The 25,660-nt window shown below is 50.0% G+C and carries 29 protein-coding genes and 1 pseudogene; 16 read left to right on the top strand and 14 right to left on the bottom strand.

The features are described from left to right. Nucleotides 1-99 precede the first annotated feature (99 nt). Together cor and ACMGGX_RS22025 are read left to right on the top strand one after the other, a co-directional pair. Entirely contained in the window at nucleotides 100-339 is a 240-nt protein-coding gene (cor, locus tag ACMGGX_RS22030; RefSeq protein WP_233456529.1) for a phage exclusion lipoprotein Cor, read from the top strand. 56 nt (nucleotides 340-395) lie between these two features. Beyond that, a complete protein-coding gene (locus tag ACMGGX_RS22025; protein ID WP_420299009.1) occupies nucleotides 396-1,799 on the top strand; it encodes a tail fiber domain-containing protein in 1,404 nt (467 codons plus the stop codon). A gap of 286 nt (nucleotides 1,800-2,085) precedes the next feature. Here ACMGGX_RS22025 and ACMGGX_RS22020 read toward each other — a convergent pair whose 3' ends face one another. After that, a complete protein-coding gene (locus tag ACMGGX_RS22020; RefSeq protein ID WP_063440026.1) occupies nucleotides 2,086-2,619 on the bottom strand; it encodes a DUF2778 domain-containing protein in 534 nt (177 codons plus the stop codon). A gap of 354 nt (nucleotides 2,620-2,973) precedes the next feature. Between ACMGGX_RS22020 and ACMGGX_RS22015 the strand changes: the two genes are divergently transcribed. Beyond that, entirely contained in the window at nucleotides 2,974-3,393 is a 420-nt protein-coding gene (locus tag ACMGGX_RS22015; protein WP_182383647.1) for a translesion error-prone DNA polymerase V autoproteolytic subunit, read from the top strand. Nucleotides 3,394-3,395: 2 nt separating this feature from the next. Then, nucleotides 3,396-4,673 (top strand): Y-family DNA polymerase, encoded by a 1,278-nt coding sequence (locus ACMGGX_RS22010; protein WP_182383646.1) that lies wholly within the window; start codon nucleotides 3,396-3,398, stop codon nucleotides 4,671-4,673. Nucleotides 4,674-4,737: 64 nt separating this feature from the next. On the opposite strand, the gene ACMGGX_RS22005 is transcribed toward ACMGGX_RS22010, so the two are convergent. From ACMGGX_RS22005 to ACMGGX_RS21995, 3 genes and pseudogenes are all read right to left on the bottom strand, one after another. After that, nucleotides 4,738-5,691: an HNH endonuclease gene (locus ACMGGX_RS22005; RefSeq protein ID WP_182383645.1), complete on the bottom strand. Its 954-nt coding sequence runs from the start codon at nucleotides 5,689-5,691 to the stop codon at nucleotides 4,738-4,740. A gap of 76 nt (nucleotides 5,692-5,767) precedes the next feature. Beyond that, nucleotides 5,768-6,442 carry an SOS response-associated peptidase gene (locus tag ACMGGX_RS22000; protein WP_182410823.1) on the bottom strand — a complete coding sequence of 225 codons (675 nt, stop codon included), beginning with the start codon at nucleotides 6,440-6,442 and terminating at the stop codon, nucleotides 5,768-5,770. Between the two features lie 313 nt (nucleotides 6,443-6,755). Then, a pseudogene (locus tag ACMGGX_RS21995) lies at nucleotides 6,756-6,824 on the bottom strand (hypothetical protein); the annotation flags it as partial. 141 nt (nucleotides 6,825-6,965) lie between these two features. Here ACMGGX_RS21995 and ACMGGX_RS21990 point away from each other — a divergent pair. Beyond that, a complete protein-coding gene (locus tag ACMGGX_RS21990; protein ID WP_023312014.1) occupies nucleotides 6,966-7,286 on the top strand; it encodes a cupin domain-containing protein in 321 nt (106 codons plus the stop codon). A 16-nt stretch (nucleotides 7,287-7,302) separates the two neighbouring features. On the opposite strand, the gene ACMGGX_RS21985 is transcribed toward ACMGGX_RS21990, so the two are convergent. Both ACMGGX_RS21985 and ACMGGX_RS21980 read right to left on the bottom strand, forming a co-directional pair. After that, nucleotides 7,303-7,410, bottom strand: coding sequence for a YnaM/YnfT family protein (locus ACMGGX_RS21985; RefSeq protein ID WP_407065670.1), 108 nt, complete (start codon nucleotides 7,408-7,410; stop codon nucleotides 7,303-7,305). Nucleotides 7,411-7,715: 305 nt separating this feature from the next. Further along, nucleotides 7,716-7,943 (bottom strand): hypothetical protein, encoded by a 228-nt coding sequence (locus ACMGGX_RS21980; protein WP_348561240.1) that lies wholly within the window; start codon nucleotides 7,941-7,943, stop codon nucleotides 7,716-7,718. Nucleotides 7,944-8,033: 90 nt separating this feature from the next. Here ACMGGX_RS21980 and ACMGGX_RS21975 point away from each other — a divergent pair, with 90 nt between their 5' ends. Next, a complete protein-coding gene (locus ACMGGX_RS21975; protein WP_320205348.1) occupies nucleotides 8,034-8,204 on the top strand; it encodes a YnfU family zinc-binding protein in 171 nt (56 codons plus the stop codon). Between the two features lie 187 nt (nucleotides 8,205-8,391). Here the strand turns inward: ACMGGX_RS21975 and ACMGGX_RS21970 are convergent, their stop codons facing one another. Further along, nucleotides 8,392-8,610, bottom strand: a complete 219-nt coding sequence (locus tag ACMGGX_RS21970; RefSeq protein ID WP_109843992.1) for a cold shock domain-containing protein — start codon at nucleotides 8,608-8,610, stop codon at nucleotides 8,392-8,394. A 786-nt stretch (nucleotides 8,611-9,396) separates the two neighbouring features. Between ACMGGX_RS21970 and ACMGGX_RS21965 the strand changes: the two genes are divergently transcribed. The 6 genes from ACMGGX_RS21965 to ACMGGX_RS21940 all read left to right on the top strand — a co-directional run bounded on the left by ACMGGX_RS21965 (nucleotide 9,397) and on the right by ACMGGX_RS21940 (nucleotide 13,165). Next, nucleotides 9,397-10,920: an EAL domain-containing protein gene (locus ACMGGX_RS21965; RefSeq protein WP_420299008.1), complete on the top strand. Its 1,524-nt coding sequence runs from the start codon at nucleotides 9,397-9,399 to the stop codon at nucleotides 10,918-10,920. 497 nt (nucleotides 10,921-11,417) lie between these two features. Further along, nucleotides 11,418-11,762: a DUF1294 domain-containing protein gene (locus ACMGGX_RS21960; RefSeq protein WP_420299007.1), complete on the top strand. Its 345-nt coding sequence runs from the start codon at nucleotides 11,418-11,420 to the stop codon at nucleotides 11,760-11,762. Between the two features lie 143 nt (nucleotides 11,763-11,905). Next, nucleotides 11,906-12,355, top strand: coding sequence for a hypothetical protein (locus tag ACMGGX_RS21955; protein ID WP_420299006.1), 450 nt, complete (start codon nucleotides 11,906-11,908; stop codon nucleotides 12,353-12,355). Nucleotides 12,356-12,395: 40 nt separating this feature from the next. After that, entirely contained in the window at nucleotides 12,396-12,593 is a 198-nt protein-coding gene (locus ACMGGX_RS21950) for a hypothetical protein (RefSeq protein ID WP_023616678.1), read from the top strand. Nucleotides 12,594-12,596: 3 nt separating this feature from the next. Further along, complete coding sequence (locus ACMGGX_RS21945; protein WP_420299005.1) at nucleotides 12,597-13,019, top strand: GFA family protein; 423 nt, start codon at nucleotides 12,597-12,599, stop codon at nucleotides 13,017-13,019. Nucleotides 13,020-13,087: 68 nt separating this feature from the next. After that, complete coding sequence (locus tag ACMGGX_RS21940; protein WP_223239581.1) at nucleotides 13,088-13,165, top strand: hypothetical protein; 78 nt, start codon at nucleotides 13,088-13,090, stop codon at nucleotides 13,163-13,165. Nucleotides 13,166-13,229: 64 nt separating this feature from the next. Here the strand turns inward: ACMGGX_RS21940 and ACMGGX_RS21935 are convergent, their stop codons facing one another. The 3 genes from ACMGGX_RS21935 to nifJ all read right to left on the bottom strand — a co-directional run bounded on the left by ACMGGX_RS21935 (nucleotide 13,230) and on the right by nifJ (nucleotide 18,523). Then, nucleotides 13,230-13,355 (bottom strand): hypothetical protein, encoded by a 126-nt coding sequence (locus tag ACMGGX_RS21935; protein ID WP_255319991.1) that lies wholly within the window; start codon nucleotides 13,353-13,355, stop codon nucleotides 13,230-13,232. A gap of 148 nt (nucleotides 13,356-13,503) precedes the next feature. Next, nucleotides 13,504-14,613, bottom strand: a complete 1,110-nt coding sequence (gene ompC / locus ACMGGX_RS21930; protein WP_023312005.1) for a porin OmpC — start codon at nucleotides 14,611-14,613, stop codon at nucleotides 13,504-13,506. A gap of 385 nt (nucleotides 14,614-14,998) precedes the next feature. Next, on the bottom strand, nucleotides 14,999-18,523 hold the full coding sequence (gene nifJ / locus ACMGGX_RS21925; RefSeq protein WP_420299004.1) for a pyruvate:ferredoxin (flavodoxin) oxidoreductase: 3,525 nt from the start codon (nucleotides 18,521-18,523) through the stop codon (nucleotides 14,999-15,001). A 271-nt stretch (nucleotides 18,524-18,794) separates the two neighbouring features. Between nifJ and ACMGGX_RS21920 the strand changes: the two genes are divergently transcribed. Further along, nucleotides 18,795-19,061 (top strand): DUF333 domain-containing protein, encoded by a 267-nt coding sequence (locus tag ACMGGX_RS21920; protein ID WP_023312003.1) that lies wholly within the window; start codon nucleotides 18,795-18,797, stop codon nucleotides 19,059-19,061. Here ACMGGX_RS21920 and hslJ read toward each other — a convergent pair whose 3' ends face one another. From hslJ to ACMGGX_RS21900, 4 genes are all read right to left on the bottom strand, one after another. Further along, nucleotides 19,062-19,499 carry a heat shock protein HslJ gene (gene hslJ, locus ACMGGX_RS21915; protein ID WP_420299003.1) on the bottom strand — a complete coding sequence of 146 codons (438 nt, stop codon included), beginning with the start codon at nucleotides 19,497-19,499 and terminating at the stop codon, nucleotides 19,062-19,064. Between the two features lie 128 nt (nucleotides 19,500-19,627). Next, a complete protein-coding gene (locus ACMGGX_RS21910) occupies nucleotides 19,628-19,756 on the bottom strand; it encodes a DUF2474 domain-containing protein (protein ID WP_008501283.1) in 129 nt (42 codons plus the stop codon). After that, entirely contained in the window at nucleotides 19,756-20,766 is a 1,011-nt protein-coding gene (cydB, locus tag ACMGGX_RS21905) for a cytochrome d ubiquinol oxidase subunit II (RefSeq protein WP_033145694.1), read from the bottom strand. The genes ACMGGX_RS21910 and cydB overlap by 1 nt, the downstream gene beginning before the upstream one ends. Further along, entirely contained in the window at nucleotides 20,766-22,166 is a 1,401-nt protein-coding gene (locus ACMGGX_RS21900) for a cytochrome ubiquinol oxidase subunit I (protein ID WP_420299002.1), read from the bottom strand. The genes cydB and ACMGGX_RS21900 overlap by 1 nt, the downstream gene beginning before the upstream one ends. Before the next feature lie 391 nt (nucleotides 22,167-22,557). Between ACMGGX_RS21900 and ACMGGX_RS21895 the strand changes: the two genes are divergently transcribed. The 3 genes from ACMGGX_RS21895 to ydcS all read left to right on the top strand — a co-directional run bounded on the left by ACMGGX_RS21895 (nucleotide 22,558) and on the right by ydcS (nucleotide 25,655). Next, the gene (locus ACMGGX_RS21895; RefSeq protein ID WP_325759805.1) at nucleotides 22,558-22,746 is read left to right on the top strand and encodes a cold-shock protein; all 189 of its coding nucleotides are present in this window, start codon (nucleotides 22,558-22,560) and stop codon (nucleotides 22,744-22,746) included. 82 nt (nucleotides 22,747-22,828) lie between these two features. After that, the gene (locus ACMGGX_RS21890) at nucleotides 22,829-24,238 is read left to right on the top strand and encodes a PLP-dependent aminotransferase family protein (RefSeq protein ID WP_033145692.1); all 1,410 of its coding nucleotides are present in this window, start codon (nucleotides 22,829-22,831) and stop codon (nucleotides 24,236-24,238) included. 271 nt (nucleotides 24,239-24,509) lie between these two features. Continuing rightward, entirely contained in the window at nucleotides 24,510-25,655 is a 1,146-nt protein-coding gene (ydcS, locus tag ACMGGX_RS21885; RefSeq protein ID WP_109844060.1) for a putative ABC transporter substrate-binding protein YdcS, read from the top strand. Nucleotides 25,656-25,660 lie beyond the last annotated feature (5 nt).

Raw genomic sequence — 25,660 nt, 5'->3', positions numbered from 1 at the left:
AAACGATCAATCTAAAGATATTGATCTATAAAATCTATTTTCATAGTTTTTTCCTCCAGGTTAACGTTTTAGAGCGTTTATTTAGCTCAGGGATGAATGATGAAACCTTTAATTGGCTGTGCACTTATATGCTGTTTTCTTTCCGCTTGCTCGTCACCCCTAATCGAGAAACAAACTCCCGTTTGCGAAGCCACCACATTGATCGGGGGAAATGAAGTATCGGTGCAGATTTACGGCGTGCGTAAAGTAGCTAATCAGACAGAATATAGGGCAGGCTTCCCCTTCAATTGGCGATGGGTGAGCAAAAACAACTTCACCAGGTCGACCTGTTCAAAATGAACAACACGAAAACCCGCTCCGGCGGGTTTTTTATTATCTGAATTCAGGAGTCCTTTATGTCGGCAGGTACCATCACCCTGACAAACGGGTCCGCTATTGTTGGCGGTTCCGGAACTGCTTTTGCAACTGAACTCTCTGCAGGTGACTTCATTGTCTCTACTGTGGGCGGCGTGCCCTATACGCTCCCAGTGAAAACGGTTGACAGTGGCATGCAGCTCACGCTTGTCAGCAACTTCACCGGGCCAACGCAATCTGGTGCGGCCTGGTCAGCCGTCCCCCGTGTGGCGCTGAATATGGTAACTGCCGCGCTGGTGGCGCAAAGCGCTGAAGCACTGCGTGGACTGAATTACGACAAACAGAACTGGCAACAGGTTTTCAGTGCTGCTGGCAACATTACTGTGAAGCTACCAGACGGTACAACGTTTACGGGACCATCATGGCCGTATGTAATCAGCCAGACAAGCTCGTTGAACGGGAAAACGGGTGGAACAGTAACCGGGAATTTAATGGTAACTCAGGGTAGCAGCATTGGCGTATCTACTCAGGAAGGTGGTGATAAGACTGTAAAGCTATACAACATCACAGGGGATGGGAGTGTAGGAGGTTATGTAAACGCTGTGGGAGGGGCCTGGTATAACGGGAACTGGTCTCTAGGCGGTGTTCGGGGGAGCGGGACTAATTTAGACAGAGCGCAGTTAAATGTTAATAGCGGAACTGGTACGGCGGGTTCATTTTTGTTTTACCCCGATGAGAGATTCAAATCATCTTCGTGTGGAGCTGATGGGGCTGGTTATGGTGGCTCATGGTCAGACATTAACACATGGCAAAGAAATATCTCTTTTTTCCGAGGTAACGTGTCCGTTAATAATGATGCAGGGTTTATCCCTTTTGCCCGCTGGCATAGTCAATGCAGTGGTGGATATTCTTCAACAGTAGGGCTTGGTTCTATAGCTACCGGGCCTAGTTCGTGGGCGGATGTAGCAATAACAACGCTCGGGGATGGTGGTTCTGCCGGGCAACGTATATTTCAATTCACGACAGCAAACGGTGATATATATGCTAATGCTGGTGGAAATCTTTCCGGTAACTATATTTTCCAGAAACAGCCTAACTGCGACATTACGCTGAAGCACGATATTAAATATGATGATGGTTATCAGTCATACGAGAATATCAGGAAATTCCTGCCAGCAACTTACGTCTACAACGATGACCCTCGTGAGAGAGTTCGCCGGGGTGTAATCGCTCAGGACGTCATGAAGATTGATAGTGAGTACGTAAAGCTGGTCCCTGCTGCGCCAAAGTTTGATAGCGAAGGAAACAGAGTTGATGCTGATGATACGTTGGCACTGGATAACAATGTTATCATGCTCGATACAGCACTGGCTCTCAATTACGTCATTAAGCAGTTGGAAAAAACACAGAAAGAACTTGATGAGCTTAAGAAAAAATTTTCTTAGTCATGGAAGTTTAGCGCCGCGGCCCAATCGAAAGAACAAGCAGCGGCGGCATCGATAATTCTGATGACCAAAAATTATTTCTTCAGAAGTTTCTTCAGTCTTATCAGCAAGAACGCAATTAATGCGGACAGAGAAAATTTAATCAAAATTATTGTGAAATCATAGTTATTCATGGCCTCTTCTCCATCACCTGATATCCGAATATGTTGCATGAAAACATCATTAATCCAGCTATCTGGGATGAGGATAAAACAGACGATAAGCAAAGTAACGAATATTATGATTTTCATCTCACACCACATTTACTGAAGTCAGGAACACCACGTACATCAATACGCCCGTATGCCATTAATCCTTTTCCGCCGGGTACAGTCACTTTTTTCCGTTTGAGTAATGCATTACGAAGAATCTGGAAATCGGCTGCTCTGTAAAGGGTGATGCAGCCCCACGATACACCAGAACCATCAGTATTGAGAGGATGGAGTCTGAAACTGCCACGTTTCGTACCGTTAACATAGACGTAATCGCTCATGGTTTGCGCACTGTACAAACCGAACCATTCAGAGTGATGGTTTTTATACAGGTGTGCCAGATCAATTATTTCAGCTCTCGCCTGGTTAACGAAACTGCCAGTGGGTCGATCAACAATCCAGTAAGTACCGGGTGGAATCGCGGCTTTTTCAATATCTGAGCAGTTAGGATTGTTGATATATCGTTCGATCCCTGACAGAACGTCAAATGATCCAATACCATAACAGTCCAGCTTGAGCGTTTTCCCATCTGACGACAGCCGGCCATAATCCATCATGCAAATCTGCAAGCTCTTACTCCTGTTCTCGATTATCAATTCGCCGGAATGATAATAGATAATAAACGGCTGGTTAACCTACTAATTTTTCAGTGTAAGGTAGGTTAGTTATACACCAGTTTGGTAGTAAGTAGCGGTGATGCCGGTAATGCCCAATGCCTTTTGCTGGCGGAGATCACTCAGGGTTGGTCTAAATATACGCATCTGAGTCAGAACTCGAAAAATTTACAAAGGTTATAATTCGAGGAGAGATAGAAACTTACAAGCGAAGCGGTGAAGCTTTGTACAGCCATAAGGAATCCGCAGTATTGCGAACCCTCAAAAAGAAAACTACTGTATATAAAAACAGTATTTGAGGTGTGCGCAATGGACTTCATTAGGCCAACAGAACTGCGAGAAATTATCGCTCTCCCGCTATTCAGTGACTTAGTTCAGTGTGGTTTCCCAAGCCCCGCAGCTGATTACGTTGAACAGCGTATCGATCTCAATGAGTTACTTGTCGCTCATCCGAGCTCCACCTATTTCGTCAAAGCCGCAGGTGATTCAATGATCGAAGCCGGGATCAGCGATGGTGATCTGCTGGTGGTGGACAGCTCGCACACAGCTGAGCACGGTGACATTGTCATCGCCGCGGTGGAAGGGGAATTTACTGTTAAACGCCTGCAGCTACGCCCGACAGTCCAACTCATCCCAATGAATAGCGCCTACAGTCCGATTGTTGTAGGCAGCGAAGATACGCTGGACGTTTTCGGCGTTGTTACTTTCATCGTCAAATCGGCGAGCTGAGTATGTTTGCGCTCTGTGATGTGAATTCGTTCTACGCATCATGCGAGACCGTATTCAGGCCTGACCTGAGAGGGCGCCCGGTTGTCGTTCTCTCGAATAACGATGGCTGTGTAATCGCACGCAGTGCCGAGGCCAAGGCCGCTGGAATTACAATGGGAGAGCCTTTCTTCAAGCAAAAGGACTTATTTCGGCGCGCTGGGGTTGTTTGCTTCAGCAGCAACTACGAGCTGTACGCAGACATGTCGAACCGTGTAATGACGACGCTTGAGGAAATGAGCCCCCGCGTTGAAATTTACAGCATCGACGAAGCTTTTTGCGACCTGACAGGTGTTCGCAACTGCCGGGACCTGACGGAGTTCGGCAAAGAGATCCGCGCTACGGTTCTGAAGCGCACGCATCTGACTGTCGGGGTTGGCATTGCCCAGACGAAGACACTGGCTAAGCTGGCCAACCACGCCGCGAAGAAATGGCAGCGGCAAACGGGTGGGGTAGTGGACCTGTCCAATATCGATCGCCAGCGACGACTCCTTGCCCTCGTACCTGTAGAGGATGTGTGGGGCGTTGGTAGACGCATCAGCAAGAAGCTGAACGCAATGGGCATTAAAACTGCCCTCGACCTTTCGGAGCAGAGCACGTGGATAATCAGAAAGCACTTTAACGTTGTACTCGAGCGGACAGTCCGGGAGTTGCGCGGCGAGCCTTGTCTCGTTCTTGAAGAGTTTGCACCGGCAAAGCAGGAAATCGTCTGCAGTCGCTCATTCGGCGAACGCGTTACCGAGTACGAACAGATGCGTCAGGCTATCTGCAGTTATGCGGCAAGAGGTGCTGAAAAGCTTCGGGGCGAGCATCAGTTTTGCCGGTTTATCTCGACGTTCGTTAAAACCTCTCCCTTTGCGCTGAATGAACCGTATTACGATAATAGTGCTTCAATGAAGCTTCTCACCCCTACACAGGATTCCCGCGACATAATCAACGGCGCGGTAAAGTGCCTGGACAAAATCTGGAAGGATGGTCACCGGTACCAGAAAGCCGGCATTATGCTTGGGGACTTCTTTAGCCAAGGAGTGGCCCAGCTCAACCTGTTCGACGAGAACTCGCCGCGGGCAGGTAGCGAGAGGTTGATGGAGGTTCTCGATCATCTCAACGCGAAAGACGGGAAAGGCACGCTCTACTTTGCTGGGCAGGGCATACAGCAGCAGTGGCAGATGAAACGTGACATGCTTTCTCCTCGGTATACTACACGTTATTCAGATTTGTTAGTTGTTGATTGCTATAAATAAATATTGGAGGTAATGAATGATTACATTACCACCAAAGCGATTATAAAAAGATTTTAAACATATCTTATTGACTTTCAAAACCATGCATATTGCTAAATAATTGCCATCTTTCGGTAAGGGCGGGATTATTAAGTTTATGCTTTACATTAACTCTTTTATGATGATATGCGCTATATTCACTCTCTAATAGCACAGGGGCAAAATGGATTGTTAAATTTATGGGGTGTATAGCGAAAAGATTTAAATCATAAAGCGTATGGATATCACTTCTTAGAAGTAATCCATTACTGATGTCATTATGTGAATCATTCCTGTAGGGTGTGATATGTGCTGCCTCAAGAATGTCAACAATTGCACAACCGGTAACAGAGCATTTTTCGTGTTTTACTAATAGTTTTTCACGAAATTTTCTCTGGCCTCTTCTTTGTTTAATCTGTCTAATAACAGCCAGCCTTCCATCAGTAGCATCTAAAGGTTTCTCGATTGTGTCTGCTTCAGTGGGGAGTAGATTTATATCTTTTGTTTTCAGTAGATTACGAGCCCATTCGATATCGACTTCTTGTATAGAGCCCTGAACGTTAAATCGTGGAGTCATTGTTTTGAGTGAGTCCATTGATATTCCATGGAGTTCTTTATAAGTGGTGCCGTAGTGTGCTATAAATTCAGTGGCATCAATGTGTTCAATCAATGGTTCATGAAATTCACAACCATTACTACAGCGCCACTTCAGTGGTTTGGTTTTTCTAAAATTAATCTTTTTAGGTGTGCAGTTTTTTGTTGGGCATTTATTTCTTTTTTTTATGTATGGCTGGGATGGTATTGATTCAATTATTGCTATGCCTAATAAAGCTTCGCGGTCAGTTATAATTGCAATGTCACCTTCTTTAACATTAGTGTAATTGCCGACGAAGTTGTCATATCTATAAAGTTTCGTTGGGTCGTCGTGATAGCCTGTATTTCCATGATAGCGAAGGTCATCCTGATCTACTGCTTTAAAGGACCAAGCTTTTTGAGTCATAATTATACCCTTATTATTTTAAATTCATCCTGTCATATCTAATACGCTTATCATACATACTTGAAAAGTAGATACTCTACTTTTTTAGGGGGGCGACAAGGTAATCGTCATTAATTTTAACATTTCCCACGGCGCGCGTCACAGTGTGCCAGATAAACTTGTCGGCTGGAACAGCGCCGTCGACGACAATCTCTTCGGCTTCTTTCCCACTAATATCCTGGCGCATCCATTCCCGGGCAGCTTTCGGTGACAGAACCAGTGGCCGACGGTCGTGAATGTCGATCAGACCTTTGTCGGCTGCTGATGTCATGATGAGAAAACCCTCCGCTTCATCACCGCACTCAAATGGCGTGCTGCCTATCGCCGCCATAAAGATTGGCTGACCGTCTTCCCGATGAATGAAGTAGGGCTGTTTCTTGTCGCCTTCCTTCCTCCATTCGAACCATCCATCGGCAAAACAGATCGCTCGGCCATGCTGCCATAACGGTTTGAACATGCGACTCGTAGCCGCAGTCTCGACGCGTGCGTTAATCAGTGGCGGCTTATCCCACCACTCAGGTGCGTAACCCCAGAAAACAGGATCAAGGTGCAGCTGCTCGTCACGTTCGCTCAGCAACAGAACTTTGGTACCTGGCGCCACGTTGTAACGTCCAATAGGCTCAGGGTCGTATGCGATGCCGCGATCGGCTTCATCGGCCAGGTAAGCCAGATATTCTTCACGCGTTTGAGCTTGTGCAAAACGTCCACACATAGAAACCTCGAAACAGATGTCACATCCAAAGTATAGGGCAGGGAGAAAAAGGAGGGCACACTGGCTAAAGTTAGGGGCAAATTTAGGGGCAAAACTGAGGAATAGGGGCAAAAAAAGGGCATTAAAAATGTAGTGCTGGGTAGCTTTAGGGAGAAGTTATTATGCTATAACTGATTGAATTAAATGATAAAATAAATGATATCAATGGATTGGCAAAATCAGCGTAGCTTATTCAGGTTGTATTGTTCTTTTTTGTTAATCTCTTGATTCTCTTGCATTTAGTACTACCTTCGGGGCCAGCAGGGGCAAACATTGTATGCCGCGTATGGTACGGATTCCGGCGGCGAATGCCAGCTCGTTTTACAGCGGGGTTATAACTGGCGCAGCAACGCCGTTAGCGTGCGGTGTGATTTAAGGACCTCATATAGCATTTTACTCGTGTTAGTTTTCCATATTTGTTATATGACCGCGGGGAACTTATATGGCATAAGAGCGTTAAATGAACATAAAAAGGAATGACTTTATGTCGCTTTATGACCTAAAAACCGAAGCACTTGCCTTACCGGAGACCTGGCACTCTCGTGTATTGGGCCGCATTGGAACTGCAAATCTTAAAGTTTTACGAATGGATGAACGCTCAGTGATTGAAGAGGTACATGAGTATGACGAGGGGTTACTGGTCATTGATGGACGTCTGGAGCTGGGCGTGAAAGGTAAAAAAATCTCTGTAACGGCTGGACAGCTCTATATCGCTAAAGCTGGCACTCCCCATACTGTAGAAACAGGCAGTTTTGGTACACTGGTTATCATTGATTTACCAGAAACGGAAGTGGCCTCGCTTTAAGCGGCTTGCGATAAGGTCATAGATTGTCAGGATTGTTCGACGTGCTAATCCAAACTTTAATCAGACTCAACGTTATCAACCCCATCACAACGGCAACAGTGGTTACTACAATACAAGATGTCATAAAATAATCTTTTCTGGTAAGGGTCTTCATTTGACTCCTTTCTTTTGCATTAGTTCCCGCAAAGAGCCAGATTTTAATGAAAAGAAGTGTCGAGTTTTAGCCTGTGTTGTGTAAATAAAAGTTGGGCGGTGTAATATTACAGTTCTATAAAAAAGCCTGCATTTAGCAGGCTTTAATTGTTAGGCGTTTTTATTATTTTAATTCAAAAGATAAAACCTAAAAGCGCTCGCCGCAAATATCGGCGATTTTACTGAGGTTTTATCTTTCCATTTGTGAAGTGGCTGAGTTTTTTCCGGAAACGCACATCACAAATGGATTTTTGCGGCATCAAGTATCTTCTGAGAGGTGAGTTCTCTATCAGAGGCAACATAAAGAAAGCTGCGATCGCCGGTTAAAGATGGGAAACCGGCAGACATAATCTGAAGGTGTATTTCTTCACCGTCCGGATATTCTTGTCTTACGGACGTAGTTGCTTGTTGCACTGTGACAACTTTACCTGGTTTTCCATTGAAAAAAACGATTACATTCTTCATAAATCACCCTGTGTTATTGAGATCTTTCCAAAACTAAAGCAAGCATTTTTTAGCTTTAACGTGTATGGTGGCAGTCCGTAAAATCAGGAGATGCCTATGTCTGGACGTAAAAATACACAATCCCGTCGAAATCATTTAGTCAAATGTCCATGCCCAAATTGCTCTAAAGATTCAGAGCATAGCTTTAATCGCGTACAAAAGGGCGCTCAACTTGTCTGCCCGTACTGCCACGCTTTGTTTAAAACCACTCAACGATTATAAATCAAAGTAGTGGAAAAAATGAGTTAGCTTTGAGTTTAGATTACCTGTGCACCAGTTCTGCACTTCATCACATTGGTTAGCGTACTGGTTAAGAAAATATGTCGGCTGTTGATATGAATAACAGTCATATAATCCAGGGCCCGTTTACTCAGGAAACCTTGTTGGTAATCACGGGCCATTGATAATATTATCTATCCAGAAGAATGACATTTGCAGCAGAAGGGCCTTTGTCGCCGCTTAGAATCGCAAATTCGACTTTCTGACCTTCAAATAGTGTATTAAAACTTTCTCCCTGCAGGGCAGAGAAACGAACAAGAACATCTTTACTGCCATCAAGGGGAGAGATAAAGCCAAAGCCTTTATCTTCATTAAACCACTTAACCAGACCTTGAATTCGTGAAGACATAAATACTCCTTTAAAGACTCTTTAAATGATAAGAAATGACTAAAATGTATGGACTCAAAAGGAGGGGATATCAGCGATAGCGCCTGGTTATGAGGACTGCGTGGTAAAATATTGTATTCAGTATTGCATCGAACCAACTAAATCATTAAGGCACGGACTGAGTTGATAAGCAAACGTTATTTTAGCCATCTGGATGGCTTCCGTGGCGCGTTTCCGGTCACGTTGAATCTGCTGTAAATTTCGATAAAAAGTCGTCGGCTTGATGTTCGCCTCTGCGAGTCCGGGGCAGGGAAAAGGGTTGTGCGCATTGACCTTGTGAATATATTTTGATTAGGCTATGTATGTTCAGCACCACGCTTTTTCTTAAAATTTTATCCCATTGGAAGGGTTTAACGTGTTCAAGCTTAGTTCATCTCTACTGGCTATTTTCCTGCTGTCAGGCTGTAGCTCCGATCTGGTTCTCAGTCCACCTAAACAACCCGAATACAAGTCAATGCCTGAAATAACCCAGTCTGTGACGCCAACGCAACAGCGTGCAATCATGGCCGGCGAAAGACCAGACTGGTCAGAAAGAACCCCGATCAATACAATAAAGCGATATTAATAGACATTTATCCACCAGGGCTGCCGTTCGGCGGCCTTTTGTTTCCCCTCAATCTGGCTGGCAATAACATTTCTGACGCCTGGCATGGTAATTATTACGTTATCGACCATGCTTAAGACAATGACAATTCAATCACTTCACCATCGTTGAAGCGGCTACTTCACTTAAATCGAGAACCCTAAATGCGCCATGCATCTATCCCCGTAGCTGCAGCCACGACAATGTTCTTGCTCGGCGTTTTTATCATCAATTTACAGGTCTGGTATTCTGCACGGGCTGATAGCCTGGCAGAGGCGCACTACGTCGTGCGGAACATGAATGTTATTCTTAAAGAAGCCCGTCATGCGACTGAGATGGCAATGCAACTTGCCGAGAATGAGTGTGATGCTGAAGGGCAATATCGGCTGGGCACCGAGGCGGCATTACAGCCTCACCTGAGAACGATCGTTATTCTGAAAAATGATGCGGTCTGGTGCTCCTCGTTACCGGGAAACCGCGTATTGTTGGTCAACAGCTCAATCCTGCCTGAGTCATCACTGCTCCTCGTCCCTTCGGCCAGTACCGTCAACGGTCTTCCGGTTCTCTTATACCAGACAATTCACGCTGGAAGCCGAATCATCGTTAGCATCAGCGATAGCCATATTCGGGATGCGCTGGATATGCCATTAAATGGCGTTGAATATTCACTGAGAGTGGGCAATACCCTTTTAGGTCTGACAGGGGATGTTACGACGGCAGACCCTACGAAGAAACAGGTATTAACGGTAAAAGCCTCTGGTTATCCTTTCTCGGTACAATTTAACTCTCCACCTCTTTTTAGCCTTAAGAGATTACTCAATCGAGCCGGAGGCGTGGTGTTATTCCTGCTGATAATATCCTCTCTCTCTGCTTATATTCTTCAACGCTATATTTCTAAGGATGTCTCACCCGAAGAGTCACTGCGCATCGCCATTTACAGAAATGAAATTATTCCGTATTACCAACCCGTTGTGAGCGGTAAAGAGGGTACCTTACGGGGTGTGGAAGTGCTGGCCAGATGGAAGCATCCTCAATCAGGGTTTATTTCTCCCGCGTCCTTCATTCCTCTTGCTGAGAAATCCGGTTTAATTATTCCTTTGACCCAGAGCTTAATGAGGCAGGTTGCAATACACATGAATGCTATTGCGACATTGCTGCCTGAAGGGTTTCACGTAGGGATTAACTTCAGCGCTTCTCATATCGTTGCGTCCACCTTTGTTGAAGAGTGTCTCCACTACAAGCGCAGCTTTACTCAACAGGATCTTAACCTTGTCGTGGAAGTGACGGAGCGTGAACCTCTCGACATTGATGCACATCTCGTTAATACATTGAATGAGTTACATAACAATGGATTTGCCATTGCGCTGGATGACTTTGGTACGGGTTATTCCGGCCTGTCCTATCTGCAAGATCTGCATATTGATTACATTAAAATCGACCAGAGCTTTGTTGCCAGGGTTAACGCGAATGAGGACTCAACGCGAATCCTTGATTCGGTACTGGAGTTGGCCAAAAAACTCTCAATTAGCATCGTGGCGGAAGGCGTTGAAACAGAAGAGCAGCTCGATTACCTCACACGCAATCATATCCGGTTTTTACAGGGGTATTTCTTTTACAAACCCCTTCCTTTCAAGGAACTGGTCAAAGTTCTCTTGTCGAAGCCAAAAGTTAAGGTCAGGGTGGAATAATGTTTATTCGGTTGTTTCTAAGAAAATAAAAAGGGGGGACATCATCCCCCAAAAAATGCAGACCATTATTGCTTTAACCACGGCAATATTTTGTTATGCGTTGACCGAATGGTCAAATTAATTGTTTTCAACATTGTTTTTGAAAATATGAAGCGGATGGGTGATCTTGAATATTAGCTGCCTAACGTTTAATTTGATTCTAATCAATATTGTCGCACCCCTCTTTAGATTAATGGATGCAATAATTGTTGTTTTGTTAAAACAATGCGCCTACGCTGTGTTTTCGACGTAAGATGTTTCAGGTTAATTTTTTAAGAAAAAAATGCTGGCCGCTAAAGCAAAATGAAATAATGCTTACTTATTACCGCAGTTTAAATGTTAGCCAGTAAAGGCCCGGGGCGCAGTTTGCTTTTAGATTAGCCGTCTCACTCTGAGATTTTCGTCAGTTAGCGTATAATGCGTTATCCAAAACTGCTAAACACCCCGTGACTGGTGCTATGACCCTTAATCGCTTTTGTTATTTATTCCTGATTATCGCTGCGATCGGCAGCCTTCTTGCTACCCATCCTCTGGTCATGTGGTTTCTGACGATCAATGTGCTGACGTTGGTCATGTATGGCGCCGATAAAATGGCGGCGCGGAAGGGGATGCGCAGGGTTCCGGAAGCGACTTTGCTGATATTTGGCGTGACAGGTGGCTGGCCTGGCGCCATTGTCGGCCAACAACTCTTTCGCCATAAAACCCAAAAGCAGCCCTTCAAAAGCTACTTTTTCATCAGCGTCGTCGTCAGCATCGCCATGATGGCGGCCGTTTATCATTTTTCTTCTTATTCTCTTTTATGAGCGTTGGCAGGGACCGTTGACGGTAAGGCATATCTTTAATTCATTCCTCCGGCACTGCCAATACTAGTAGGACTATTCTTAAGTGGTTGCTGTTTTTTGCACAATCTGAATAATACGTGCAACAACACGGACGACAACATCCCATGAAAATAGAATCTCTTATCCTGGCAGTGCTGGTGCTCTTTTCTGCGCCTTCCTGGTCTGCTTTTCAGGAGCGGGAATATAATACCTGGTATATAAAAAATGCGGTCCTTTATGATATGACACAGACATCGGAAGGTTTCCCTGTCATGGTGAGCGTCTCCCAGCCTGGAAGAAAATCCGCTAATTTACTGGTGTCATATATTACTAAAGGCCGCTGTGGTGAGAATAATCTGCCGCTTAATGTGAACGGTAAAGTACTGCCCGCCAAATATTATTGTGTTCAGGTAGGACAGAACAGAATAGAACATTTTTCAGTGGTTGATGCGGACAGCGTTAATGGCATGGTGACGCATTTAAAATCCGATTTCACGATCCTCCTGCAAAACGATATCAAGATTTGGGCTGCAAACATCAAAACGCCAAAATACGGTTTGACGCCGCGTTTTTAAAAATCCTGCTAAGCTTGTTGGTTGGATCAGGAGCGTGAGCATGATGAACAAAGATGAACAAACCGGATTAGTGGGGCTGGCGATTGGGGCCGCCGTTATTGGGCTGGTTTCAGCGCAAAAACCGATCCATCGCAACAGCATTGTCGATGAACTGGTCAGGCTCGGCAGGCAAAAAGGCGATGGCGTAGAAGATGAGGTTTTCGTGAAGGCCGCCGAGCTGGTGAGAAAAGGGGTATAGCTCATGGCTGAAAGACGTAATGCGAAGTGCCATTGCGGCGCGGTGGCGTTCACCGTTGAGCTCACTGATGGACTCAATACCGCGCGGCGCTGCAGCTGTTCCTTTTGTCGTATGCGGGGCGCGGTCGTCGTTTCTGCGCCGTTGTCAGGCATTAAGGTGACCAAAGGTGAAGATAAGCTCACCGAGTACCGCTTTAACACGGGAACGGCACGGCATTTCTTCTGCTCGGTGTGCGGGATCTACACGTTCCATCAGCGGCGTTCTAACCCAAACGAATATGGCGTTAATGTCGCCTGTTTTGAAAACGTTTCACCTTTTGATTTTCCAGAGGTGAAGGTGATGGATGGCGTTAACCATCCCATGGATGGGGAAAGTGGGGTATTTGGATATCTTTCTTTTCGCGAGAAAGGTGGAGAGCAGGCATGATTGCCGCCTGGCCACTCTTTTACTCCTCCGGCTATAGTAGGCAGTGGGTAACTGAAACAGGAGAAACTATGCTCTGTGTTGAAAAAGACGATCCGCGTGAGGCCCCTGAATCAGGTGATAAAAAGCCTCAACCTGTGAAAAAATAACGCGACATACGCGTTTACCCGCCACCGGCACTGCTGGTGGCTTTTTATTTCCGAGGCAACCCTGTTAACTGCCATCCAGATGGTTTAACAGCGCGCCGAGATGCCCGACGATATCACCAAAATCAAAAATTAACGCCATCCACAGCAATGCTAAAAGGGTAAGTACGGCAAGGGATACACGACCAAACAACGCTGTTATCCTTAGTGACGAAAGGGCTATCACCGCAGTTTAACCAGCTTTCTTTCAACTTTCCCTCAACCAATCCTTTTCTTAAACTGTCTTTTGTTACGAACTTCAAAAAACAAGCGAGCCCGCATGATTATGCGGGCTCTGACAATCAGAACTGGTAAACCAGGCCTAACGCTACAACATCATCGGTGCTGATGCCGTTGTCTTTGTAGAAGCTGTCATCTTCATCCAGCAGGTTGATTTTGTAATCAACGTAGGTGGACATGTTTTTGTTGAAGTAATAAGTGACCCCTACGTCAGCGTATTTAACCAGATCCTGGTCGCCCTGACCGTTGCCCAGGTCCTTACCTTTCGACTGCAGGTAGGAAACGGACGGACGCAGGCCGAAGTCGAACTGGTACTGCGCGGTCACTTCGAAGTTCTGGGTTTTGTTCGCCACGGCGTCGGTATTATCACCATACGGTGTCATATTGCGGGTTTCAGAATACATTGCCGCCAGATAGATGTTATTAGCGTCATACTTCAGGCCCGCCGTCCAGGCATCCGCCTTGTCTCCACCCGCAGTGGTATTCATGACCTGCTCGTTGGTGCGGTCAGAAGAGGTATACGCGGCCCCTGCAGTAATCCCCATGCCGAAGTCATAGGTAGTAGAGATACCAAAGCCGTCACCGTTCTCGTGACGCGTGTCGCGACCGTTGTTGGTGCCTTCCTGGTTGTTGCTGGCGTCTTCATTTTTGCCCTGGTACTGCAGCGCAAAGTTCAGGCCCTGCACCAGACCATAGAAGTCGGTGTTACGGTAAGTTGCCACGCCGTTGGCGCGGCCGGTCATGAAGTTGTCGGCTTTGGTGTAGGAGTCGCCACCGAACTCAGGCAGCATATCGGTCCAGCCTTCCACGTCGTACAGGACACCGTAGTTACGACCGTAATCGAAGGAGCCGTAGTCACCCACTTTTACGCCGGCGAAGGCCAGACGCGTCCAGGACTGATTATCAGACCCTTCCGTGTTATTAGCCTGAATGTTGTATTCCCACTGCGCATAGCCGGTCATCGTGTTGTTGATCTGCGTTTCACCCTTGAAACCCAGACGCATATAGGTTTGATCGCCGTCAGCACCTTTGTTATCGGAAAAGTAGTGCAGACCATCTACTTTTCCGTACAGATCTAATTTGTTACCGTCTTTATTATAAATTTCTGCTGCATGTGCAGAACCAGCCATTAACAGAGCCGGAATCATCAGAGCCAGTACTTTTCTTTGCATTGTGATATTCCTTTGCAGTTGTTTTTATTTAATTGCCTGTTGAACTTTCAGAATGAGAAAGTTGTCTCATGCTAAATCACTCCCGTGTAAGAGTAATAAAATATAATTGTTACGAACTAAGTAAAATCTAAACCGAATAAATCGGCGGAAATGGTCATTGGTTTGATGAATGATTTAAAAGTGACTATATTAAATTGAAATTATTAATCAGGCGTTAATTAAGCTAATCTTGCCGGCGTTATATGCCTGTAAGATGATTTATCCATAATTAACGTGAATGCTATTAAGGAAACTAAATAGATATTCAATAATTATCTGGATTCGCCCGGCTTGTCCGGGCATTTTTTTATGGCAAAAAAATGCCCGGACAAGCCGGGCAGGGGAACTAGTCGCTGGTCGGTTTTTCGGCTTTACCCGCCATCTGCGCCAGGAAGTCATAGCGTTTTTGCAGATCAGCAGCGGCATCTTTCCAGAGCTGTTCAGCCACTTCCGGCTGCTGGGCGTTAAGGCGACGGAATCGCTGTTCCTGCATTAACGTCTCGGCCAGGGCATCCGAAGGCGGACGCGAATCCAGCGCCAGCGGTAATTTACCCTCGTCAGCACGACGCGGGTCGAACCGGTACAGCGGCCAGAAGCCGGTCGCTGTCAGCTGACGCATCTGGTCGTGGCTGAGGGCCAGATCGTAGCCATGCTCTTCGCAAGGGCTGTAGGCAATGATCAGCGACGGGCCAGGATACGCTTCCGCTTCCTGAATCGCTTTCACCGTCTGGTTAAGCTGGGCACCCAGCGAGATTTGCGCGACGTAAACGTGACCGTACATCATCATGCTCACGCCGAGATCTTTGCGCGCCTTGCGTTTACCGTGTTCGCCGAATTTCGTTACCGCGCCTAACGGCGTGGCTTTCGACGCCTGGCCGCCGGTATTGGAATAACACTGCGTATCCAGAACCAGGATGTTGACGTTTTCGGTCAGGCTCAACACGTGATCCAGTCCGCCAAAGCCGATATCGTAAGCCCAGCCGTCGCCGCCAATCAGCCAGATTGATTTTTCGACCAGGGCGTCGGCGTCGGTCAGCAGCTGTTCAGCTCCCGCCACGCCCTGCAGCGCACGGCGCAGCTCAGCAACCTGCTCACGACGTTCTTCTGGCGTCGCGTCCGCATGAAGCGCGTCATTGAGCTCAGCAGGGATCTGCCCGGCAAACTGCTCCAGCAGGCGCATAACGCGCGCGCGGTGCTGGTCGACGGTCAGGCGGAAGCCCAGGCCGAATTCGGCGTTGTCCTCGAATAGCGAGTTTGCCCACGCCGGACCGCGCCCATTCGCATCGGTGGTGTACGGCGTAGAAGGCAAATTGCCCCCGTAGATGGATGAACAGCCGGTTGCGTTGGCAATCAGCATCCGGTCACCGTACAGCTGGGTAAGCAGCTTGATATACGGCGTTTCACCGCAGCCGGAGCAGGCGCCAGAGTACTCAAACAGCGGCGTAATCAGCTGTGAGGTACGAATATCAATACGTTCCAGTTTGCTGCGATCGATTTCCGGCAGATTCAGGAAGAAGTCATAGTTGACCTTCTCCTCTTCAACGTGCTCCAGACGCGACATCATATTGATGGCTTTGATCTCCGGATCCTGCCTGTCTTTCGCCGGGCAGACCTCGACGCACAGGTTACATCCGGTGCAATCTTCCGGCGCGACCTGCAGAACGTATTTCTGTCCGCGCATATCACGAGATTTCACATCCAGCGAGTGCAGGCTGGCCGGTGCGGTTTCCATCTCTTCTGGAGAAACCACCTTGGCACGGATGGCAGAGTGCGGGCAGGCCGCAACGCAGTGGTTGCACTGGGTACACAGCTCTTCTTTCCAGATAGGGATCGCTTCGGCAATGTTGCGTTTTTCCCAGCGCGTGGTGCCCATCGGCCAGGTGCCATCCGGCGGTAGCGCAGAGACTGGGAGGGCATCGCCCAGGCCGGCCAGCATCGCCGCCGTCACGGTCTTAACGAAATCAGGTGCCGCATCGGACACCACCGGAGGGCGGTTCGGGCTTGCCGCATTCACCGGCTGCAGCGGTACCTCAAACAGCGATTCGCGTGCCAGCGCCAGCGCCTGCCAGTTTCGCTCGACCAGCTCCTGGCCCTTGCTGCTGTAGCTTTTGGCAATCGCACCCTGCAGCTCCACCAGCGCGCTGTCGCCCGGCAGAATATTGGTCAGATGGAAGAAGGCCATCTGCATAACGGTATTAATACGCGCAGCCAGGCCACATTCGCGGGCTATTTTCGCAGCGTTGACCACGTAGAAACGGGCTTTTTTCTGATTCAGCACCGCCTGAACTTCCTGCGGCAGGCGCCCCCAGACTTCGTCTGCGCTGTACGGCGTATTCAGGAGGAAAATACCGCCGGGCTTCAGGCGCTCGGCCATCTGGTATTTATCAATAAACTGCAGCTGGTGGCAGCCAACAAAATCAGCCTGAGAAATAAGATACGCGGAGCGAATGGGCTGTTCGCTCACGCGCAGGTGGGAAACGGTCAGGCCGCCTGCCTTTTTGGAGTCGTAGACGAAGTACCCCTGGGCGTACCATGGCGTTGAGTTGCCGATGATTTTGATGTTGTTTTTGGTCGCGGAGACGCTGCCGTCGCTGCCCAGACCATAGAACAGCGCCTCAAGTTTGGCGGTCGAGGGCAGGGTATTTTCCGGCAGCGACAGGGACAGGTTGGTCACATCATCATAAATGCCGACGGTAAAGCGCGGCTTGGGTTTCGCTTCGCTTAACTCGTTGAATACCGCCAGCACGCAGTCCGGCCCAAACTCTTTGGAGGACAAACCATAGCGACCCCCGATAACGCGCGGCAGCGTTTCACGTTCGCCCTGATTAAAGGCTTCTGCCAGGGCGGTCATTACGTCCAGATAGAGGGGTTCCGCCTGCGCGCCAGGCTCTTTGGTACGATCGAGCACCGCCACAGCGCGGGCGCTTTCAGGCAGAGCCGAAAGCAGATGTTTAGCCGAGAACGGGCGATAGAGACGCACCTTAAGCACGCCAACTTTTTCGCCGCGCGTCAGCAGCTCGTCAACCACCTCTTCACAGGTACCAATGGCTGACCCCATCAGCACGATCACCCGTTCCGCCTGCGGATGTCCGTAGTACTCAAAGGGTTTGTACTCCCGGCCGGTTGCGGCGGCAAAGTCATTCATTGCCTCTTCAACATGGTCGTAAACCGCGTTGTACCAGGGGTTCGTGGCCTCGCGGGACTGGAAATAGGTATCCGGGTTCGCCGATGTCCCGCGAATAACCGGGTGTTCAGGGTTCAGAGCCCGGGCGCGATGCGCGTCGATTTCCGCCTGCGGCAGCAGATTCAGGATAGTATCGTCGGCCAGCGGGACGATTTTGTTGATTTCGTGAGAGGTGCGGAAACCATCAAAGAAGTGAATAAACGGCACGCGGCTTTTAAGCGTGGCGATATGCGAAATTAAGGCAAAGTCCTGGGCTTCCTGAACGCTGCTGGCGCACAGCATCGCGCAGCCGGTCTGGCGCACGGCCATCACGTCAGAGTGATCGCCAAAGATAGAGAGCGCGTGGGTGGCAACGGTACGCGCGGCAACGTGCAGTACGAAGGGCGTCAGCTGGCCGGCAAGTTTGTAAAGCGTAGGGATCATTAACAGCAATCCCTGTGAGGAGGTAAACGACGTTGAAAGCGCGCCGGTCTGAAGCGCACCGTGTACCGTGGCAATCGCACCGGCTTCAGACTGCATTTCAACCACTCTCGGGACATCGCCCCAGACGTTTTTTAACCCGTTACCCGCCCAGGCATCCGCCTGCTCGGCCATGGTGGAACTTGGCGTAATCGGGTAGATGGCGATAACTTCACTGGTGCGAAACGCGACTGAGGCAACTGCACCATTACCGTCAATAGTTTGCATAGGACAACACCCTTACATTGCGCAAAAAATAGGGGTCTGTATTACGGCAACAAACCCTGAATATTATCTGTGTATTCTAGCAAACGAGGGATTTTACGATTTTCGCTTTTGTGTCCTTGGTATTCTTGCCATCAATGAGTAGATCAAACTTTTGGCGAAAAAATTGCGAGAAATTGTTTCTGAAGCGCATAAATACGCACTTCCGCTCTCGACGACACGGGATGTGATGCCTATTATGCATAGGTTTCGCATTATTCATGGGGGAGAAAGCATGCGTTCAGCATTTTGGGTAGGGTGTGCCGCGTTATTGTTGTCGGCATGTAGCAGTGAGCCAGTCCAGCAGGCAACGGCAGCCCACGTGGCGCCGGGAATGAAAGCGGCGATGTCCAGTTCTGGTCAGGCCAACTGCGCAATGATTGGCGGTTCGCTGTCTGTCGCCCGCCAGCTTGATGGTTCTGCTATTGGGATGTGCGCCTTGCCAAACGGCAAACGCTGTAGCGAACAGTCGCTTGCCGTTGGAAGCTGCGGTAACTACTGATTATTCTACACGCTTAAACATCAGCGTTTTATCGGCTGTCGCCAGCGTTAACTGGTCCTCAGTCAGGTCAACCTGTGCCCCTTTGCGCAGCATGTCGCCGATGGCCTGATCCAGCTCATTCAGCTGCTGCTCAGTACAGAGCTTGCGCGTCATGGCCAGCGTTTTCACCTTAAGCTCGCCTTCGGACAATTTCCCCTGTCCGTTGAAGCGGTTACACATCTGGCCAGAAACGCTGATGTTATTCACCAGGCTGAGATCTGTCAGCGCGCTAAAACCGATCTCAGGTTGCGTTGTCGCGGTCTTCACGGCCTTACCGTTTACGTTTTCCAGCACAAAGCGGTGGTTTTTAAGTTGCTCCGGCTGTACGGAGGCTTTACCCGGATTAACGCAGCCGGTAAGGACAAGACTAATAACGCTTAACGCAATGAGCTTTTTCATTTTTCTTCTCAAACTATAAATACCGTGAATCTTTTTCCAGTGTAACGATACTCTGCCGTGCGTTAATGGGGTTTATCTGAAAGTGCGGGGAGAAGTACCGGGCAACGCAGCGGTTGCCCGGAATGACGTTAATGCGATTTAAATCCTGCCGCCGTCATCAGCATGCGGAAGAGCATACTGACAGCAGCCAGCGCCAGTACGCTGCCGCCCCAGATAATGGCCAGCCACAGTAATCTTTTCCAGACCGGTTGTTGCATCAGTGATAACCCTCCCCATGCTGAACTTTGCCGCGAAACACGTAGTAGCTCCAGAAGGTGTAGACCAGAATAACGGGAATGATCAACAGCGCGCCCACCAGCATAAAGCCCTGGCTTTGCGTCGGGGCGGCGGCCTGCCACAGGGTGATCGACGGTGGAATAATATGCGGCCAGATGCTTATCCCAAGCCCGCTAAAGCCGAGGAATATCAGCCCCAGCGTCAGAATAAACGGACGGCTATGGCTGGCGGGATTATTCAGGCAGCGCCACTGGTAGAGGCTAAAAATCACCACCAGAGCAGGGACCGGCAGCAGATAAAACAGATTTGGTAGCGTAAACCAGCGCGCAGCGATGGCCGGTTGCGCCAGCGGCGTCCAGAGGCTGATCGCCGCAATAAACGCCAGCAGCACGATTAACAGCGTTTTCGACACCTCACGCATCCGCTCCTGCAGCGCGTTTTCGCTTTTCATCACCAGCCAGGTAGAGCCTAACAGCGCATAAGCCACCACCAGCCCCGCGCCGCAAAACAGGTTAAACGCGGTAAACCAGTCAAAGGGGCCGCCGGTATAGGCCCGGCCGGTGACGGTAAAGCCGTTAATGACGGCGCCTACCGTCACGCCCTGGGTGAACGTTGCCAGAATGGAACCGCCAATAAACGCCTTATCCCAGAAGGGGCGGTGGGCCGGCGTGGCTTTAAAGCGAAACTCAAATGCCACCCCGCGGAAAATAAGTCCGATCAGCATTAATGTTAGCGGAATGGTGAGGGCATCAACGATCACCGCATAGGCCAGCGGGAATGCGCCGAACAGGGCGGCACCGCCAAGCACCAGCCAGGTTTCATTTCCGTCCCAGACCGGCGCGACGCTGTTGACCATCACGTCGCGATCGTCGGCGTTCTGCGTGGCTGGGAACAGAATGCCAATCCCCAGATCAAAACCGTCCATCACGATATACATCAGTGTGGCGAAGACGATGATCACAAACCAGATAATGGAAAGATCGATACCCATTATGGCTGCTCCTTATGTTCAGTTGTGACGGCAGAAAGCGGGCGCGCCGGACGTCCGTCGGACTCGGTAGCGAAAGTTTCATGCGACTGCGGGCCTTTTCGGATGAGGCGCACCATATAGCTGTAACCCACGCCGAATACCGAGGTATAGACGACGAAGAAGGCCAGCAGGCTCACGCTCATATGCAGGTCACCGTGGGCAGACACCGCATCCTTCGTTCGCTGGAGTCCGTAGACCACCCACGGCTGGCGGCCCACTTCGGTGGTGATCCACCCGGCCAGGATGGCAATCAGCCCGGTTGGCCCCATCAGCAGGGCAAACCACAGAAAAGGGCGCGACGAATACACGCGTTTTTTGTAGCGCAGCCAGAGTGCCGTTACCCCGAGCAGCAGCATCAGCATGCCCAGGCCCGCCATAATGCGGAATGACCAGAACACGATGGTGGAATTCGGACGGTCTTCCTTCGGAAACTCTTTGAGTGCCGGAACCTGTTTATCCAGGCTGTGCGTCAGGATAAGACTCCCCAGCGCCGGGATCTCCAGCCCAAAGCGGGTGCGCTCCTGTTCCATATCCGGCCAGCCAAACAGCAGCAGCGGGGTAGGCTCACCCGGCGGATTTTCCCAGTGGCCTTCAATGGCGGCAATCTTGGCGGGCTGATGCTTTAAGGTGTTCAACCCGTGCATATCGCCAACCATGGCCTGGATAGGGGCGACAATCAGCGTCATCCACAGCGCCATCGAAAACATCGCGCGGATGGCAGGGGTATTATTGCCGCGCAGCAGATGCCATGCCGCGGATGCGCCCACAAACAGGGCGCTGCTCAGGAATGCGGCTATCGACATATGCAGCAGGCGGTAAGGGAAGGAGGGGTTAAACACCACGGCGAACCAGTCCACCGGCACGACCTGACCGTTGACGATCTCATAGCCCTGCGGGGTCTGCATCCAGCTGTTCGACGAGAGGATCCAGAAGGTGGAAATAATTGTGCCCAACGCCACCATGCAGGTGGAGAAGAAGTGCAGACCCGGCCCGACTTTGTTCCAGCCGAACAGCATCACGCCGAGGAACCCGGCTTCGAGGAAGAAGGCGGTCAGCACTTCATACGTCAGCAGCGGGCCGGTAATGCTGCCCGCAAACTGTGAAAATCCGCTCCAGTTAGTGCCGAACTGGTAGGCCATCACCAGCCCGGAGACCACGCCCATGCCAAAGTTGACGGCAAAAATCTTCGACCAGAAATGGTACAGCGAGCGCCAGACCGGATTTTTGGTTTTCAGCCACAGCCCTTCGAGTACGGCAAGATAGCTTGCCAGGCCGATGGTGATGGCCGGGAAAATAATGTGAAAGGATACGGTAAAGGCAAACTGTATCCGTGCAAGGTGAAAAGCATCTAAACCAAACATGCACAGCCTCAATGTCAAACGGTGTGCTGTTATGGTATAGGGGCAAAGTTCGGACTATCAGACGCAGAAAAGTGATTTTTAACCATAACAGTTGGCTTAAAGCTCATCCTTTAGACATCTGATATACCTCGCGTGAGGAATAAAAACCGTTTTTTTATGAATTTTACGCATAAAACTGCTTGCCTTGTCGTCTGCGCCGTGCGTTAATGGTCATCTGGTTTTGAGTCCAAATAAATATCTGACGTAGTTTTATAAAGCAGTTCTCATCACGTTGTGCCTCTCCGCAGCCTCTCTTGGGTCTTTATCAACTTTCCGATTCGTTTTGTTTAAAACCATTATTGCCCAATCGGCCCATTAGTAATTTACGTTTTTACGTTCACAGGAGAATCCTATGACTTCTTATGTTCATTTCCGCTGCCCGTGCTGTCATGGCTCGCAGTACCGTACCTCAGTCTTTGATATGTCTGAGAAAAACCCACTCGGCGCGAAATGCATCTTTTGCAAATCGTCGATGATCACGCTCGATCACCTGGCCGCCGCGCGTCAGGCGCAAAGCCACGTTACCGAGTACCGTAAGTAATTTGTTTCACGAACCATAACAGTTAGCTAAATCTTCTCTTTTTCTCCTGCTGATATACACTGTCGGTCACAAGGAGAATTTGATGAAAAAATACCAGCGTCTGGCGCAACAAATTATCTCGCAGATTGAGCTTGGCGTATGGCTGCCGGGCGACAAGCTGCCTTCGCTGCGAGAGCAGGTGGCGAGCAGCGGCATGAGTTTTATGACCGTTGGCCACGCGTATCAGATGCTGGAAAGTCAGGGGCGCATTGTCGCCAGACCGCAGTCGGGCTATTACGTTGCCTCGCGCCCGACCGCACATCAGCCTGCTCCACCTGCCCAGGTGATGCGTGACGAAGTGGTGGATATTAACACCTACATCTTCGACGTCTTACAGGCCAGCCGCGACCCGTCCGTTGTTCCTTTTGCCTCCGCGTTTCCCGATCCCCGACTTTTCCCGCTGCAGCAGCTCAACCGTTCGCTGGCGAACGTCAGCAAAACCGCGACGGCGATGAGCGTGATTGAGAACCTGCCGCCGGGTAACGTCGATCTCCGCCACGCCATTGCCCGTCGCTACGCGCAGCAGGGGATGAATATCTCCCCGGAAGAGATCGTGATCACCGCAGGCGCGCTTGAAGCGCTCAATCTCAGCCTGCAGGCGGTAACCGAGCCGGGCGACTGGGTGATAGTCGAAAACCCGTGTTTCTACGGCGCGCTGCAGGCGCTGGAACGCCTGAAGCTTAAAGCGTTGTCGATTGCGACGGATGTCCGCGAGGGGATTGACCTGAATGCCCTTGAACAGGCGTTGAAGGAGTACCCGGTTAAAGCCTGCTGGATCATGACCAACAGTCAGAACCCGCTTGGCTTCACGCTGAGCGCGGAGAAAAAAGCGCAGCTTGTCGCGCTGTTAACGCAGCACAACGTCCCCCTGATTGAAGACGATGTCTACAGCGAGCTCTATTTTGGCCGCGAAAAGCCGCTCCCGGCGAAAGCATGGGATCGCCAGGACATGACGCTTCACTGCTCGTCCTTTTCAAAATGCCTGGTGGCCGGTTTTCGCATCGGCTGGGTTGCGGCAGGAAAACACGCGAGACGCATTCAGCAGCTGCAGCTGATGAGCACGCTCTCCACCAGCTCACCCGTGCAGCTGGCGCTGGTGGATTACCTGGCGACGAAACGTTACGACGCCCATCTGCGCCGCCTGCGGCGTACCCTTGCAGAGCGAAAACAGCAGGCCTGGCAGTCTCTTTTGCGCCATATGCCTGCCGGCGTCAAAATCCACCATAACGACAGCGGCTACTTTTTATGGCTGGAGCTTCCGGCGCAGCTGGATGCGGGTCTGCTCAGCGAAAAAGCCTTAACGCACCACATCAGCATTGCGCCCGGAAAGATGTTTTCCACCTCCGACGCGTGGACACCGTTCTTCCGGTTTAATACCTCCTGGGCCTGGGGAGAGCGAGAAGAGCAGGCGGTCATTCAGTTAGGAAAATTAATTAGCACGATGCTGGAATAAACTTTTCTCCGTTATTTAAATAATCAATTCTTATCCTGATGACGGCACGGCGAATATTTCGCGGTGCCCTGTCATAGGAAATCTGCATACCGTCTCTCGCGGCTAACTCCTTGTCTATAATCCAGTTAACGGGGAATGCGCCCTCGGTCACACCTTGATGAAATTTCCTGAAGCCGTACGGTGCGGCGCATTTGCGCGGTCTACGTTTAATAAGGGAGATATTTTTACGGCACGGCTGCCGCTAAATTTCATTGCGACAGGAGTAACTCTTATGAGCAAACATTTTGCCCGCAGCAGCCTGTGCGCGCTCGGCATGACTATCATGACAGCGCAAGCCGCAGAACCACCAAAGGCCATTGGCGACGGGGAAGGTCGGCTGGATATTATCGCCTGGCCGGGATACATCGAACGCGGACAGACGGATAAAAACTACGACTGGGTCACCCAGTTTGAAAAAGAGACCGGATGTGCGGTCAACGTCAAGACGGCGGCCACGTCGGATGAAATGGTCAGCCTGATGGCGAAAGGGGGCTATGATCTGGTCACCGCCTCGGGTGACGCCTCCCTGCGCCTGATCATGGGTAAACGCGTTCAGCCCATCAACCCCGACCTCATCCCCAACTGGAAAACCCTCGACGCGCGGATTGTGAAAGGGGAATGGTTTAACGTCGGCGGGAAAGTCTACGGCACGCCGTATCAGTGGGGGCCAAATCTGCTGATGTACAACACCAAAACCTTCCCGACGCCGCCGGACAGCTGGAGCGTGGTCTTTACCAAACAGGATCTGCCGGACGGTAAAACCAATCAGGGACGCGTGCAGGCGTATGACGGCCCGATTTATATCGCCGATGCCGCGCTGTTCGTCAAAGCTACCCAGCCGCAGCTGGGTATCAAAGACCCTTACCAGCTCACCGAAGCACAGTATGCCGCCGTGCTGAAAGTGCTGCGCGACCAGCACGCGCTGATCCACCGCTACTGGCATGACACTACCGTTCAAATGAGCGACTTCAAAAATGAAGGCGTCGTGGCCTCCAGCGCCTGGCCGTATCAGGCGAATGCGCTGAAGGCTGAGAACCAGCCCGTTGCTACCGTCTTCCCGAAAGAGGGAGTGACCGGCTGGGCGGATACCACCATGCTGCACGCGCAGGCAAAACACCCGATGTGCGCCTATAAGTGGATGAACTGGTCGCTGACGCCTAAAGTGCAGGGCGATCTGGCGGCGTGGTTTGGCTCCCTGCCCGTGGTTGCAGAAGGGTGTAAGGCCAGCACGCTGCTGGGTGATAAAGGCTGCGAAACAAACGGTTATAACGAGTTCGACAAAATCATGTTCTGGAAAACCCCCATCGCCGAAGGCGGCAAATTTGTCCCTTACAGCCGCTGGACGCAGGATTACATCGCCATCATGGGCGGTCGTTAATTGCC

Origin of the sequence: Enterobacter sp. BNK-29 (genome assembly GCF_048684785.1) — a bacterium.
In the GTDB taxonomy this organism is placed as follows: domain Bacteria; phylum Pseudomonadota; class Gammaproteobacteria; order Enterobacterales; family Enterobacteriaceae; genus Enterobacter; species Enterobacter cloacae_M.
Note: the sequence above shows the minus strand (reverse complement) of the source record. Positions and strands in the feature narration are given on the sequence as shown.